The sequence below is a fragment of the Brachyspira hampsonii genome (assembly GCF_002214805.1).
Lineage (GTDB): Bacteria > Spirochaetota > Brachyspiria > Brachyspirales > Brachyspiraceae > Brachyspira > Brachyspira hampsonii.
On record NZ_CP019914.1, the window covers coordinates 1,726,525 to 1,742,627 of the forward strand.

Consider the following 16,103-nt stretch of genomic DNA (forward strand, 5'->3'; position numbering starts at 1 on the left):
CAAAACAAAAGCTATAGTAAAATAACTATAGCTTTTCTTTATTTATAAAATTAATATATAAAATTATTTATAAGATTTTTCTAAAACACTTAAAACTTCTTCATCTGTAAAATTGTGAGGATCACATTCAAATAATCCACCCATAGCAAATTTAGCATTTTTAGCTATAGCTGGCAAATCTTCTTTTTTCATTCCATAATCTGAAAGCTTCAAATTATCAACTCCGCATGCTTTTTGTAAATCAACTAATGCATCAACAAAATCCATAGCTTTACTTGCATCTTTTTTACCCAAAGCCTTAGCCATATTAATCATTTTTTCATCGCAGTCATGTGAATTAGCAATAACTGTATAATATTCTTTACTAATAATGATAAGTCCTGCCCCATGTTCGAGTTTAGGATAATAAGCACTCATAGCATGTTCCATAGAATGTTCAGAAGTACAGCTTGAAGTGCTTTCCACTATACCGGATAAAGTATTAGCCATAGCAACATTCTCTCTGGCTTCCATATTGTTTCCGTCTTTAACAGCATCTGCTAAACTTTTTCCTATAAGTTCTATAGCCTTTAAAGCAAATAAATCACTCATTTCGCTAGCTATTTTATTTATATAACCTTCTGTACTGTGGAATAATGCATCAAAACCTTGATAAGCTGTAAGTTTTGGCGGAACTGTTTTCATAAGTTCAGGATCTACTATAGAAAGATAAGGGTAAGTTTTTTCATATCCGAATCCTATTTTTTCATTTCCATTTGTAATAACAGTCCAAGGATCTGCTTCTGTTCCTGTACCAGCAGTTGTAGTTATTGCCACTATTGGTAAAGGATCATTTGGTATAGGCTTACCTTTACCTGTACCTCCGGATATATAATCCCAATAATCTCCGTCATTTGTCGCCATTATAGCAATAGATTTTGAAGAATCCATACTGCTTCCGCCGCCTATTCCTATAACAAAATCACAGTTTTCTTTTTTAGCCAAAGCAGCACCTTCCATTACATGATCTTTAATTGGATTAGGAAGTATTTTGTCAAATAGAACATGATTTACATTTGCTTTATCTAATTGTTCTTCCAATCTTTTTAAATATCCGTATTTTTTTACGGATGTACCGCCTGTAACTATTAATGCTTTTTTGCCTGGTAATTTTTGTTTATGCAGCTTTTCTAATGAACCGCATCCAAATATTACTTTACTAGGCATATAAAAATTAAAATTCATATTACTACCCCTTATAATAAAATCAATATATTATGTTTACTATTATATACCTATAATTTATTTAAATCAAATTAATTTATTATGATTATGAATGGGGAATTTTTTTAATTATTTGAAGATATTTAATAAATCTTTTTATTTTTATATTTTTTTTATTTATACTCAATGCTTTTTTATAATAGTTTAAAGAATTATTAAAATACTCATTTACTTTTCTATGTTTTTTATATTTAAAATAATAGCATATCCCTAAACTAAAATAAACTTCATAATTATTCCTGCCGTAATAATTATTTTCTATAGACAGATTATAATTATATATAGCTCTGTCTAAATATTCTTCATCTGGTTTTTGTTTTTTATATAAGAGTAAATATATATCTCCCATAAGCGAATATGCTTCTACATTTCCAAGATTAACAGAAGAAATCAGATTATCAAAAGCATTTTCTATAAAATACATTTTTGAAGTTTTTTCAAATAAATGCTTTAATATTAATGCTCTATTATAATTGCATTTAGGATATTTAGAGTTTATATCCAAAACTCTGCTGTAGCAGTGAAAAGAGTTTACAGCATATTCATAATTTTTAGTTTTAAGAAATATTTGATAATGCATCATTCCCATATCAAAATAATAATCTATATTATTTTTTTCTATATTAATTATATATTCCAAATAAAATAATGAAAATAAAGCATATTTTATTCTTTTGGTAATAAAAAATAAATGTTTAAAAAAATCAATGCATAACCTTATAGAAAATATATCTATATTCAAGCTGCTAAGACATTTACTAGCCTTTATAAGATATTTATTATTTTTATGAATATCATACATAACATTATTTAAAATAAATAAATATTTATTTGCAAGAATTCTATTTTCATGCATAAGATTGATATATTTATCAAAATAATCATTTATAATGATTTTGTCATCATATTCGCTGAATAATATAAAATAGATATTTCCAATTTTTTTATAAATAATATCTATACCTGCACCATTATCTAAAGCTGAATTATAATAATCTAAAGATTGCATAATATATTCATATTTAGTTTCTTTATCAAAAGTATTATTAGAAATTTTTAAATGATATATATCAGCTAATCCTTCTAATGATATTAATGATTTTTTATTATTATATAGTACAGTTTCAAAGCAGGATAAACTATTATTAAAAATTTCTTCAACATTATAATTACTGTAGAGATTATTATACAAAAATCCCAAATTCTCAAATGCAGTATAATATGTACTGTCAATATCAATAGCTTTAAGATAATTTTTTTCAGCTGATTGATAATTCTCAAAACTGCTTTCTAATAATTGCAAATGATAAAGAAGTGCCAGATTATAATATAATGTTTTATCATATTCATTTATTTCTAAAGCATAATTAAAATTTTCCAAAGCAGTATTAAAATATTTTATATCCTTTTTTACTTTGTATGCCTCATAATAGAGTATAGCTTTCTGAGATAAATTTTTTATATCATATCTGAAATTATTAAAATGCTTTTCTATATATGATAGAGATAAATTAAAGTATTTATCGCTGTTATGATCTTCAATATATCTAAGCCTATAAAGATCGCTTATAGCAATGAGTGAATTTGAATGGCTGAAAAATAATAATGATTTACTGAAAAATTCATCTCTTAAATTATTATCATAGCATGAAAAATTATCTCTCAAACTATTACTATATAAAAAATGATAAAAGCATCCCAAGTTATAATTCATATAATAATTTAATACATTATCATTATCTAATTGTCCTTCATTTAATAAAGTTTCATAATCATTAATAACAAATTTAAAATAATTCACATCATCAAAATATAAAAATGCCAATCTGTATAGTTCAAATCTATTAATATATGTATAAAAATAATCGGGGTCTATGGCAAGAGCTTTATTATAATAAAATAAAGAATTATCAAAATCATCTTTATTTTTAGTTATTGAAAATCGGCATTCATATAAGTAGGCAATAGAATTTAATATATCTGTATCATCTGTATCCAAATGATTGAATGCCGACATAGAAGCATTAAAATATAATTCATCTTTTGTATTTTTATAGCATAAAATATAAATGTGTGCTATAAAATAATATGCATTATTATCTGAATTTTTAGCTTCATTGTAATAATTCATAGCAGAAGAAAAGTCTTCGCTATTCTTAGTTAAACTATATCTCATACAGTAAATATATCCTAAAAGAGGATATAATATATTATTAGAATTATTAACTTCTTCTATTTTTTTTAAAACAGAAACAGCATCGTCAGAAAAATGTATGTATTTACTATACTTAAACATAATAGTATGTAAAAAGCCTACATTAAGTAAAATATCAATATCATTATATGTGTAGTATAAATCTATATAATAATTTATAGAAAGCAAATAATAGTCAGGATTTTTAGTAAGAAGAAATTGATCTTTATATAATTTAGATATATGCTCTAAGGCGAATATATTATCATTATCAAAATCTAATATTTTTAAATATTCCTCTGCCGCAATATTAAAATGTTTTTCTTTTTCTGCATTTGAATACTTACATTTATAGAGTGAAAAAATATTATAGCTTAAATTTATATCACTGCCTATTAAATTTAATACTTCCTTGTAAGATTCTAATGCTTTATTAAAATATTCATTATTTTTAGTTATTGTGTATTTAAAATGATTTAATATTGCTAAAATAAAATGACTAATTTCATTATTATGATGAATTATTCTTTCTATATGATCTGATGCTATGTCATAATAAATATCATCATAATCATAAATATATTTAGTATAATATAAAAATGCTGCCTTATTTCTAGCGTATAAATTACCGCTGTTTTTTATAAGTATTGAATTTATGCTTCCTATAACATTTTCAAAACTTTCATTATCGCCGTTATAAGCACATTCATCTATATAAGAATCTACAAGCAGTGGAAGTATTGCAGTATCATTATATTTAATATTTAGCTTTTTATCATTTTTTAGTTTTTCAGTTAAATCATAAAAAAATGAATCATTATCTTCCAATGTTTCAAAATTGAGTTTTTTAAGAAATGAAAGTCCTGAATCTGCTTTCATATTATGAATAAAATTATAATAATTCATATTGTAATTTTCTATTTTTGTTTTATTCTTTCAATTTTTTATAAATTATAAAATTAACAATTATATTATATATGTAAAAACAATTTATTTAAACATAAAAAATAATTTTATATAAAAAAAGAAGAGATTGATTATCTCTCCTTTTTATAATACTTAGTTTTGTTTATGTATGAATTATTTATTGTTTTTTATTTCATTATATTTTTTAAAAAAATCATTGGTTATATTTCTTAATTCTTTAGCATACTTTATATTTAAATTTATAGAATTATTAATAATAAGTTCATCAGGATTTTTTTTATACATTTCTGAATTTATTTTAGTTCTTTCTAAATATATTCTTTTTCTTAGTTCTAATATTTTAGGCTGATATTCTTTTTTTAATTCCATTATTTTATATAATTGTTCTTTGGTAAGAGAATTTTCATTGTATATAAAGTAAGTATAAGGTTCATTACTACAATAATAATTTTTTCTTTCAGCGAATAATGATACAGATAATACAACTGTAATAAATACAACTAGAATAACGCGTTTCATAGTTTTCTCCTAACACCAATTTTAATATATAGTAATTAGACGAATGACATGATTAAAAGTTTCCAAATATTTTAACTCAGGACAATAAAATTTGTAAATTTTTTGCTTTGTTTTAATTCCCACCCTCTAAGCTCGATACTTTAATATGAATTATAATATTTATTTTCTTTTTTATTTTTATTTAACTTATTAACGCCCACCCAAGTCTTTATTAGGTTTATAGAATTAATTACCAAGACATCTGAAATCCGAAACCTACATATAAATCGTTTAAAGTAGGATAATTTACTATTGTATTTTTATCTAAAGTTGTAGGAAGTCTTAAAGCTAATAATATATAAGGCTCTCCTGTTACAATATTTTGATAACCTGATACAGGAATGCTCGCATCAAATCCTACTTTTAAAGCTGCAGAATGCATATATTCTTTTGAGTAATAAGCAAATCTATATGAAATCGAAGCGAAAAAATTATCAAAATATATATGACTTAAATTAAAATGGGAACTTAAATAACCTAAAAGTTCAACATCACCGCCTAAAAAATAATTTGATTTATATTTTTTATTTTTTACATAAGCATAAAATTCCTCAGGAGCACTTACCTCTCTTACTCCGAATACTGTAGAGTTTCCATCAAATGCTGTATTTGTAGCGAATGCATAAGAACCATAAAAACTTGCTCTTATAGGAACATATCTTGTTTGAAACTTTGTACTGAAATCTATTGCAAATTTATTGTATTTAATAGAGTATGTAGGAATAACTGTAAGATTAACTAAATCATCTCTGTATGGTTTGTCGGTTTGCACTCTGAATATCATTGATGCTTTTAATGAAACATTAACAGTATATGAAGAATATTTCCAAGTAAATGCTGATGATGTATTAGTTTGAGGATTAACAAATTCTGAAAATAAAGCTCCTGAAATTGTAGGTTCTAATAAGAAATGCACTTTATCACTTTCTGTATTAATTAAAAACTTCATGGAAATGTATGTATTTAATCTCCAATAATTGTATTTAGAATATACTACATCGCTTTTAAACCCGAAATATAAAGGATAAAGCATACTAAAAGATGTAACTGTTAATTCTGTTTGCAGAAAATTAGAAGGTATATCATATCCAAGCCATATTAAAGCCAAATCATTTGCAGAAGGAGAGGCAACTACAGACAGTATTCCAAGTCCGTTTACAAGAAAAGGAAAACTATCACTCATCTGAGGCAGAGGCACCCACATAGCCCAAGGCTTAAAATATTTAAAAGAATTATAATTTCCAATCTCCATTTGAGGAGTAAATTCATATTTGTTTATTGTCTTATCAGTGTATGTGAAATTTTTTGTTGTAGATGAATTATCTGTATACTTCATAAGCATGTCAAATTCTGAAAATCTTCCTTTATAATAAATATTTTCTCCTGCATATACAGCAGAAAATACCCCTCCTGAATAGTCTTTTGTGTATAGCTTAATGCTGTTATTGTTTAAATCAATTTCACCTAGCTTGTAAAATCTGTCATTATTATTGTATGAAAAAAGAAGTTTATTATTTGAATACCTTAAATATCTTACATAGTTTAAAGTATTATCTTTTGTATCAATATATCTTAATGTTTTATTATTATAATTAAATATTGCTATATGTTTTATTCCATTTTCTGTAACTATCAATGCTATATTATTATCATCAATAACCGCAGGAAAACCGTATCCGAAATTATCATTGGCTTGTAATAAAATTTCTTTTTCATTATTTTCATTTATATACACTAAAATAGAGTTATGCAAATCTTTTGATATTCCTATAATCCCATTTCTAAAATATCTTGCATACTGAATATCAAACCATTTTCTTTTAGTTCTTATTTTTTTATTTAAATCATATTCTTTTATAATGTATTTATAAAGTCCTCCGTTATACATATATGATACTATCAAGGCATTGCTTCCGTCTTTTGATATATCCAAGCTTTCAGAGCTTTGGTCTATTAAAAACTCAAGTTTCAAATCTTTTTTATTGTTTTGATTATTTCTTTTTTCTTTATAAGAATATAATGCTCCAATATCTCCGTCTATATAGTATAAAGTATCATTGTATGAAGCAATATCATTAATAAAAGTTTCTTTCTCATTTACTCTCAATTCTTCGCTTGGATTAATATCTGTAAGTACCAAATAGTTTTGAAAGTCAGACCATATTTCAGTAAATTTTATACCATATACTTTTTTAAAAGCTCCGTAAACTCCAGAGTTATAAATAAGAAATGAAAAGCTGAGACTAGTTTGCATTTTTTTCCAAAACTCATTATATTTCTCCATTCCAAATCTATCCTGAATATATTTTGAGAAAAGTCCGCCGTATTCATAATATATATCTCCATAAGGTCTTTTATTCCATAAGTAAGATGTTTGAATTGGTGTTCTAAAATTGCCTTCAAATATATCCTGTCTTAATCTCTGTTTAATAATCGGGTCATTAGCTCTTCCAAATCCTGTAAAACTTTCCATACTTACAGGAGCCCCCTCTATCATAAAAGGCATAGCATTAAGATGTACAAAAGAAGCCCAATTTCCCATTACCTTAGTTGCAAGTCCCGTATTTTCCGAAGCCATAGTTAGTAAATGAGTAAGTTCATGTATAAATACTGTTTCAAAGTTATTATTATAGCTAGTGAAATTTTCATCCATATTAGTATCATATAGAATAAGAGCTGAATATGGTATTATCATTGCTTCCGAATTAAATATATTAAAGTCTGGAGTTATAGTTATAGGTATTTTTCCTCTTACTGTGCTATTTAAAATTTTAGAATATTTATAGTATATATCATCAGCTACTTTTGCCAGATTCTCAGCTGTTCTCCTGGACTCTATAGGAAAGATTATTTCAAATTTTTCTGTTTGTATAGTATATAATTTTCTAAACGGTTTGAAAACTTGAGGGTAAAGATTAGCCGCCATAATAAGAATTAAAGCAAAAAATAAAACAGTTTTTTTCATAAATAAATGATAGTATATTATAGTTTAGTATTTTTGCAATAAACTGTTATATATATCTTAATTATAATTAAAAAAAATTGAATAAATAAAAAATATTAGATTGCATAACCTTAAAAAATAAAGTTTACATAACAACATTAGTATAGTCATTATTAAAACTCCGATATTATTTTTTATTAAAATAACTTCGCCTGCTGTTTGTTTACCGTGTGTATTATGAAATTATATCTTTAATAAAAATATTTATAATACAAAATTATTTTTTTATAGTAATAATATATAAAGAAATAAATATTAATCCAAAAAGTATAAATAAAGTATAAAGAATACATTCAGAAAAAGGAAGTTTTATATCTCTTGGTTTTTCATGGTTATACCATAATATTAATTTATCTCCTACTTTTCTAAAATGATAATAGCTTTTTAAAGTAGTGTATAATTTTCCGTATTTATCAGTATCATAACTTATTACCATTGTGTTTTCATATCTTATTTTTCTGTGTTTATATACCTTTTTGCTATTATATTGTTCTACTATGCATACTGTATGTATATAATTTTTTGTACCAATAAAAATAGAAAAAATCCCTATTATTCCGCCTGCAAATAAAAATATTCCTGCAATAAAAATTATTATTCTATATATTTTTTTATCCATAAGCATTAATTTAAATTAAATATAAGCAAACTTTAAATTAAGCCTGCTTATTTTTATAAAAAGATAGAAGAATATCTTATAATTTAACTTGTACCATCTTTTTTAAATATACCCTGAAGTATTAAAGCTAAAGCACCGTCTCCTGTAACATTACATGCAGTACCGAAACTGTCCTGTAATGCAAATATAGCAAGTATTAAAGCAGTACCATCATCATTAAAGCCTAAAACAGAAATTATTATTCCCAAAGAAGCGACAACTGTTCCTCCCGGTACTCCCGGAGCTCCAACAGCAAATATGCCAAGTAATATAATGAATAAAATCATGGTGCCAATGTCAGGTAAATGTCCGTATAATATTTTAGATATAGTCATAACAAAGAAAGTTTCTGTAAGTACTGAGCCGCATAAATGTATAGTTGCTCCCATAGGTATTGCAAAGTTCACAATATCTTTGTCTAAAGCATCAGATTTACTTGCACATTTCAAAGCTACAGGTAAAGTTGCCGCTGATGACATAGTACCAACTGCAGTAAAATATGCAGGTCCGTAATGTTTAAATACTCTTGCCGGATTTTTCTTTGATACAATTCCGGCTATAGAATATAAAAAAGTAAGCCATATAAAATGTCCTATTATTGCTATGATTATAATTATTAGAAATACAGGCACACTTTTAATTATAGTACCCTCATAGGATAAAGTGGCAAAAGTAGTCCCTATATAAAATGGTAATATTGGTACTACAACATTATTTACTAAAAATAATATTATATTATTAAGTTCATCTAATAGATTTTCAAAATATTTTGATTTAGTTTTGATAACGGCCACCCCGCCACATATAGCCAAGAATAATGCAGTTATTACCGGAAATATTGGGTTAATATCTAATTTAAATATTATTTCAGGAAGTTCTTTACCTCCTGCAACATTTGAAGCTATATTTAAATTAGGAATTATTATATATCCTGCAATAGCAGCAAATAAAGCAGCACCTACTGAAGAAAAATATGCTAAGGCAAGTATTACTCCTAACATCTTATTTGCTTTGCTTCCCATTCTAGTAATAGCAGGGGCAATAAATCCTAATACTATTAATGGAACCATAAATGATATTACTTGATTAAGTACATATTTGATAGACTGTATTACATTAATTACAGCTTCATTACATACCATACCTATTATAATACCTAATGCTATGCCTAGTAAAAGCTTTATTAATAAATAGTCTTTTTTTCCTTTTGGTTCTAGCTCTTCCATAAAAATATCCTTAAAATTTATGTTATAAAAAAAATAGTATATTCAATTTATATACATTTGCAAATAAAATTTACTATTTATTAAAATTAAAAATACATTTGAAAATTATCTTTATTAAAAAGAGTGTAAATACAGCCATAAAGCTGCAGTAGCTATTTTTTTATTCCTGCCGTATTTTTAAATATTACTATTTATACCCTGAACTATATTTTTCTCTTTCATCTTTTTTGTTATTAGATTTATTATTTCGCCTTTTGATTTTGTCCATTTAGGGGCTATCAAACTATCTCCCAAACTGTCTCCCATTAAACGAACTATTATAGTATTAGATCTCGTAAAAGAAATTGCATCGCTTATTAAATCTATATAAAAATCTTCATCTAAAGTAGGGAACTCATAATCTCTATACATATTCTCAAAATAAGAGCCTTTTACTATATCAAGCTGATGAAATTTTACAGCATCAATTTGTAAAGCCGATACATCTTTAACAGTTTTTATCATATCATCTCTGCTTTCTAATTCTATTACTTTATTATTAATTTTTTTAGGCAGTCCGAATATTATATGAGTGCATATTATGATATTACTATAATTTGTTTTTATATGATTTACCATTTCAGCAAAAGATTTATAATCATGACCTCTATTAATAAATTTGGAAGTTTCATCATTTGAAGACTGAAGTCCCATTTCAAGCCAAATTTCTTTACCAGATGAATAAGATAACTCACTAAGTTCTTTTAGCACATCATCTTCAAGCATATCGCTTCTAGCTCCGAACATTAGCCCAACGCATTCATCAAAATGCACTAATTTATTAGCATATTTTAAAGATTCTTTAGAAGCTAACTGTGATAATGGTGTACCTAGCTGAAAGTATCCGTAGAATTTTTTATATCTTTCTTTATAGTTTTTTAATCCGTTAATCCATTGATTATTAATATCTTCTTCTGCTACATAAGGAGGTTTATAGCTATTTAAATTACAGAATCTGCATCCGCCTTCATTAGCTTTATGGGCACAGCCGAAATCTGTATCTATAGAAATTTTTCCTACTTTCACTCCGAATTTATTTTTAACATAATCAGAAAATGAATAGTAATTTTTATTGTTTTGTTTATTATCTTTGTTTTGCATACTTCTTTTAGTATAGCATAAATTTTCAAAACTGAAAGCATTATAATGTATATTGATTTTTAGTTTTTATATGTTAGAATCCTGATATAAATTTATGTAGTAAATAGTTTTTATAAATAAAAAGTATTTTTAGTTTTTTTGATAAATGTATTTCAGAATACAATGTGTTTATTAAAGCAATAACAAAAGAGTTAACCATCATAAAAGTGTTGCAAATTAAAGTGAAGGCTAAACTATTTTAATGAAAAATTAATATTGTTTTAAATTTCATATATTATTAAAATTATTAAAAAATAGTGTGTGGGTAATAATGAGTAGAAGAAAAATTTCAATTATAGAAAAAATATTAGTATGTTCTGTAGGAATATTTTTAACTTTTGATGGGGTAGTAGGATTCTTTTCCTTTATTAATACAAGAAATTATATTCATACTGTGGGAGTAGTTGAAGAGTTAGATAGAAGAAAAATAGTATATAACCCTAGAAAAACTGGATATAAAAAGGTAATGGTAATAAGATATGAAGCTGATAATCATGGAACATTATATGCTACTTTAAGAAGTAATTATCCATTTAGAAAAGTAGACGATGAATTGCCTTTATGGTATGATCCTGATGAACCAAAAAATATAAAACTTCCGCTTTCTGATAGTATTTCTTATATATTAAGCATTATTATAGGATTGCCAATAATTTATTTTGGACTTTATATTGTAAATAAAAATAGATAGCTGTATTGCTGTTATTATATAAAGTTTATATTTTTAGTTTTATAATTAAGTATACATATTATTAAAAAATATTGGAGTTCTAATAATGTATAAAAAAAGATTTTTAATTATAACAAAAATATTAATATTTTTTGTAGGAATAGTTTTAACTTTAGATGGTGTAAGGGGATTGTTTTCTTTTATTGATACAAAAAATTATATTCATACTGTAGGAGTAGTTGAAGAGTTCGGTATAAAAAAAGGGTATATGAATCTGGAAAAATTAGATATAAAAATTCAATGGTAATAAGTTATGAAGCTGATAATCATGGAACATTATATGCTACTTTAAGAAGTCATTATCCATTTAGAAAAGTAGGGGATGAATTGCCTTTATGGTATGATCCTGATGAACCAAAAAATATAAAACTTCCGATTTCTGATAGTATTTCTTATATATTAAGCATTGTTATAGGATTGCCAATAATTTATTTCGGACTTTATATTGTAAATAAAAATAGATAGCTGTATTGCTGTTATTATCAATGCTTTTAATATTAGATATTTTGAAAGATTATAGTATTGAGATAAAAAACTAATGAAATAGTTTATAATCTGCATACTCCATCTAAAAGATTGACAAAATTAATAATCAGTAATATAATGAAAAATAGATTCCAACAGCAATATATTTAAGCCACAATCTGGATTAAGTGGAATCTAGTTTTTTATTTTTTAGACACGAACAGCAATTTTATTTTATGGTAGTAAAAAGGTTCAAATCCTTTAGCCATTTTTAATGGTGTATATCGTGTCTAGTTTTTTATTCTATGCTTATTTGATTATAGGCATAGAATATTTTTTATTATAGAACTTTTTATTATGGAGAATTAATTTTATGTCTTTTTTAGATTTGCTTAAAACCTCTTTTAATAAAAATTATACTCAAAATTTTGCTGATACTAATATTTCATCATTAAGCGGTGTAATAGATTTATTTGCTGCTATGGGAGCAAGCAGACTAAAAACAGACGATGAATTATTAAAATATTTTATAGACGCTTGGAGAGAAAGTCCTGAACTTACAGCTAAATGTATAATGTATTTGAGAGATATAAGAAAAGGTATTGGCGAGAGGGAAGTTTTTAGAAAATATATAAATATTATGATTAGGCAAAATCATACTCTAACAGCAATAGAAATCTTAAAAACTATACCTGAGCTTGGAAGATGGGACGATATTATTTATATATGGTATGAGAATAGAGAAAATAAAAATATTTATGACTTTACAAAAAATATAATATTAGAACAATTAGAAAAAGACAAAACGGCTGATAATCTTTCACTTCTTGCTAAATGGCTTCCTAGTGAAAATACATCATCACAAAATACAAGAAACATTGCAAAAGAATTAATAAAACTTTTAAATATAAATACTAAAGAATATAGAAAAACTTTATCTTCTTTAAGAAATAAAATAAAAATAGTAGAAAATAATTTAAGAGAAAAAGATTATACATTTAATTATTCATCTGTTCCTTCTCTTGCTATGAGAAAATACTCTAAAGCATTTATTAGAAATGATGAAGAAAGATACAAACAATTTTTTGAAGATGTAAAACTAGGAAAAGTAAAATTAAATACAAGCGTCTTAACTCCATTTGATGTTATAAGAGAGATTTTAGACTATTCCGAAGAAGATATAAAATCAAGAAGAGAAGAATTTGATTTAACTTGGAAAAATCTTCCAAACATTTTTGGAGATAATAATTTAAATGCAATAGTGGCATGTGATGTATCTGGAAGTATGGGAATGGCTTTGAATGGTGAGCCTTTAATATGTTCTGTAGCTTTGGCAATATATATAGCACAGTTAAATAAGTCTGCATTTCATAATCATTTTATAGATTTCTGCGGAGATTCAAAAATGCATGACATATCAAATATAAATAATATTGTTGATGTAGTTGATTATGTTTTAAGGTCATCTGTTAATATGAGTACAAATATCGATTCTGTATTTAAAGCCTTGCTTAATACTGCTATCAAAAATCATGTTCCAGAGGAAGAGCTTCCTAAATATATAATAATAATTTCTGATATGGAGTTTAATCAATGCGAACTTACAAATAAAACTAACTTTGAATATTGGAAAGAAATATTTAATAAAAATAATTACAAACTTCCTAGAATAATTTTTTGGAATGTAAACTCATTAAGCAGAATAATGCCTGCTTTAAAAAATGATGATGTATTATTTGTTTCTGGAAGAAGTCAGAATGCTATAAAAAATATAATTAACATAGATAAATATGATTTAACAAATCAAGATGAACTGTCAATGCTTTTAATATTAGATACTTTAAAAGATTATAGTATTGATATAAAGGATTGATTAATAGAATTCTATTTAACGTACGATTAGTAATAATTTTAGTTATTGCAAAAATACACCAGCCACCATTTTTTATATATTGAATTAATACACTATTAATGATTTTATTTTTTATACTGAAAATTTTTAAGTTTATCAATTTTTTTATTCAACTTTTGGCGAAGCCCGCCGCACACCATAGGTGGACTTCTTCAAAGTTGCAAAAAGTGCAAGTATTAAAATTATTATTAAATCGTACTAATTATATCTTTCAAATGTATACAATAAAACTTATAATCACTTATATTTTTTATTATTAGTATAAAGATTAATTTTTAATAGGTTTTCATTTATGCAAAATATAGAAAATAAACAATCACAAATAGAAAAAATTATTGAAGAATATGATAATAAATTAAAAGACAAAAACAGAGAAATAGAAAAATTAAATGATGAATTAAACAGAATATCGACAAGCAGCTATAATTCAGGCATTCCAAATGTAATATCAAATAGGGGAGATGAAAGTGATGATTTTTCATTTCCTCATAAATGGGCATTAACCTGCAAGAGAATGGAGAGTTCTATTTATCTTGAGCCTATACTTCAGTTTTACAGAGGAGTTATTAATTCTTTTGATTATTTTGTAGAAAAGCCCAAAGAATGCGAAGATAATGAAAGAGTAAATAATGCGTACAACTTTTTTGTAAATCAGTTTGAAAGGTCTGGCGGACTTAAAAACTTAATAGTTAATGTTACTTATAATGCTTTGGTTTACGGATTTTGTTTTTTTACTCCTAAACTTGAAGTAGTATATGCAAAGGCTTACGGATTTAAAGGAAGACTTGACGGACTTAGAGGATTTAAATATTATGATCCTTCTTCAATATATAGATTCAATTTTGATGAAAATGACAGTGATGAAATCAAAAGTATAAGCATTATAAAAAGCCGTAAAGAAATTTTTAATAGTTTGTATAGTGATGATGGAGCGAGCATTATAAATATAGATTTTGATTTAGCCTTAGCAGGTTATGCAAGCTATGGAAGCATTGAAGGGGATATTATAGGAAAGCCTTTTTTGTACAGTGCATATTCACTTTGGCAGATTTTAGAATCTATGGATAATAGTTTTAACCGCAATTTAAAGAATATAGGCGAGCATAGTTTTAATTTTATAGCAAATACCGAGCTTAATGATTCAAAGCGTAAGGAGGCAGAGCGAGAGATAAGAAATTTCGTAAACAATGGAGGCGGAATTTTTATCTCCAAATATGGTAAGATAGAAAAAATCGAAAGTATTGATGCTAATGAATGGTATAATTTTAGAGACAGCATGCTTTCAGCTTTATTTAAAAATAAGGGCGTAGACATTAAAGCACTTGGTCTAAACAAAGGAGCTACCAAATCATTAGCAGAACTTACTCAGGACAATGCTATTCTTATGGCAAGCGATATTGTTTCTGGTATAATCAATTATATTAACAACAGCTTCATTAAAAGATATTTTGATTTGAATTTTAAAAGTTTAAGACTTTCAGGCGAATGCGATTATTTTAGAGTTTCTCATTCTGTAATTGAGAAATCAGAGTAGATATCAATAAAAAACTTTGATAATTTGATGTAATAAATAGTAAAATAGAACTTATTATATATAATAATATGTTAAATATATTTAAATACGATTAAATTTTTATATGTATATGCAATTGCTAATTATTTAAATTTGTATATACTATATTTGTATAAATTTATTTCAAATTTTACGATATCTCTAAAATATATTTAAGGAGGCATTTATGGCAGTTAAACTTTTTAGCAAAGAAGAATTGCAGAGATGCACTACAAAAGAACAAGTTGAGGCATACTTTGATTCTTTGGGTATAAAAGAAGATGATTATGAAACAAAAATAGATGCTCTTACAAAAGCATGTAATTCTAAAGCCATAAAGTATTTTGGTAATATATCATTAGAGAAAAAATATAATGATATATTGGTAATGTTTTTAGATGAAGATGTTAGAATGTATAGAGGGTTTTGACAAAA

General features: G+C 25.3%; 11 protein-coding genes and 1 pseudogene. 5 read left to right on the top strand and 7 right to left on the bottom strand.

Annotated features, from left to right (window positions below; genetic code table 11):
• Positions 1–63: 63 nt before the first annotated feature.
• The 7 genes from BHAMNSH16_RS07365 to mnmL all read right to left on the bottom strand — a co-directional run bounded on the left by BHAMNSH16_RS07365 (position 64) and on the right by mnmL (position 10,970).
• Positions 64–1,224 (bottom strand): iron-containing alcohol dehydrogenase, encoded by a 1,161-nt coding sequence (locus tag BHAMNSH16_RS07365; protein ID WP_008731670.1) that lies wholly within the window; start codon positions 1,222–1,224, stop codon positions 64–66.
• 85 nt (positions 1,225–1,309) lie between these two features.
• The gene (locus BHAMNSH16_RS07370; RefSeq protein ID WP_206193844.1) at positions 1,310–4,363 is read right to left on the bottom strand and encodes a tetratricopeptide repeat protein; all 3,054 of its coding nucleotides are present in this window, start codon (positions 4,361–4,363) and stop codon (positions 1,310–1,312) included.
• A gap of 174 nt (positions 4,364–4,537) precedes the next feature.
• Entirely contained in the window at positions 4,538–4,903 is a 366-nt protein-coding gene (locus BHAMNSH16_RS07375; RefSeq protein ID WP_069731934.1) for a hypothetical protein, read from the bottom strand.
• A gap of 229 nt (positions 4,904–5,132) precedes the next feature.
• Complete coding sequence (locus BHAMNSH16_RS07380; protein ID WP_008730271.1) at positions 5,133–7,907, bottom strand: hypothetical protein; 2,775 nt, start codon at positions 7,905–7,907, stop codon at positions 5,133–5,135.
• A gap of 256 nt (positions 7,908–8,163) precedes the next feature.
• Positions 8,164–8,571 carry a hypothetical protein gene (locus BHAMNSH16_RS07385; RefSeq protein WP_008728470.1) on the bottom strand — a complete coding sequence of 136 codons (408 nt, stop codon included), beginning with the start codon at positions 8,569–8,571 and terminating at the stop codon, positions 8,164–8,166.
• A gap of 77 nt (positions 8,572–8,648) precedes the next feature.
• Positions 8,649–9,830, bottom strand: a complete 1,182-nt coding sequence (locus BHAMNSH16_RS07390; RefSeq protein WP_008728471.1) for a dicarboxylate/amino acid:cation symporter — start codon at positions 9,828–9,830, stop codon at positions 8,649–8,651.
• Between the two features lie 177 nt (positions 9,831–10,007).
• Positions 10,008–10,970, bottom strand: coding sequence for a tRNA modification radical SAM protein MnmL/YtqA (gene mnmL / locus BHAMNSH16_RS07395; protein ID WP_008728472.1), 963 nt, complete (start codon positions 10,968–10,970; stop codon positions 10,008–10,010).
• A 310-nt stretch (positions 10,971–11,280) separates the two neighbouring features.
• On the opposite strand from mnmL, the gene BHAMNSH16_RS07400 reads away from it, so the two are divergent.
• The 5 genes and pseudogenes from BHAMNSH16_RS07400 to BHAMNSH16_RS07420 all read left to right on the top strand — a co-directional run bounded on the left by BHAMNSH16_RS07400 (position 11,281) and on the right by BHAMNSH16_RS07420 (position 16,098).
• Positions 11,281–11,700, top strand: a complete 420-nt coding sequence (locus BHAMNSH16_RS07400) for a hypothetical protein (protein ID WP_069731935.1) — start codon at positions 11,281–11,283, stop codon at positions 11,698–11,700.
• 85 nt (positions 11,701–11,785) lie between these two features.
• A pseudogene (locus BHAMNSH16_RS07405) lies at positions 11,786–12,204 on the top strand (hypothetical protein).
• Positions 12,205–12,577: 373 nt separating this feature from the next.
• Positions 12,578–14,077 (top strand): DUF2828 family protein, encoded by a 1,500-nt coding sequence (locus tag BHAMNSH16_RS07410; protein WP_008728948.1) that lies wholly within the window; start codon positions 12,578–12,580, stop codon positions 14,075–14,077.
• A gap of 331 nt (positions 14,078–14,408) precedes the next feature.
• Positions 14,409–15,650, top strand: coding sequence for a hypothetical protein (locus tag BHAMNSH16_RS07415; protein WP_008728950.1), 1,242 nt, complete (start codon positions 14,409–14,411; stop codon positions 15,648–15,650).
• A gap of 205 nt (positions 15,651–15,855) precedes the next feature.
• On the top strand, positions 15,856–16,098 hold the full coding sequence (locus BHAMNSH16_RS07420) for a hypothetical protein (protein ID WP_008728951.1): 243 nt from the start codon (positions 15,856–15,858) through the stop codon (positions 16,096–16,098).
• Positions 16,099–16,103: the final 5 nt, after the last annotated feature.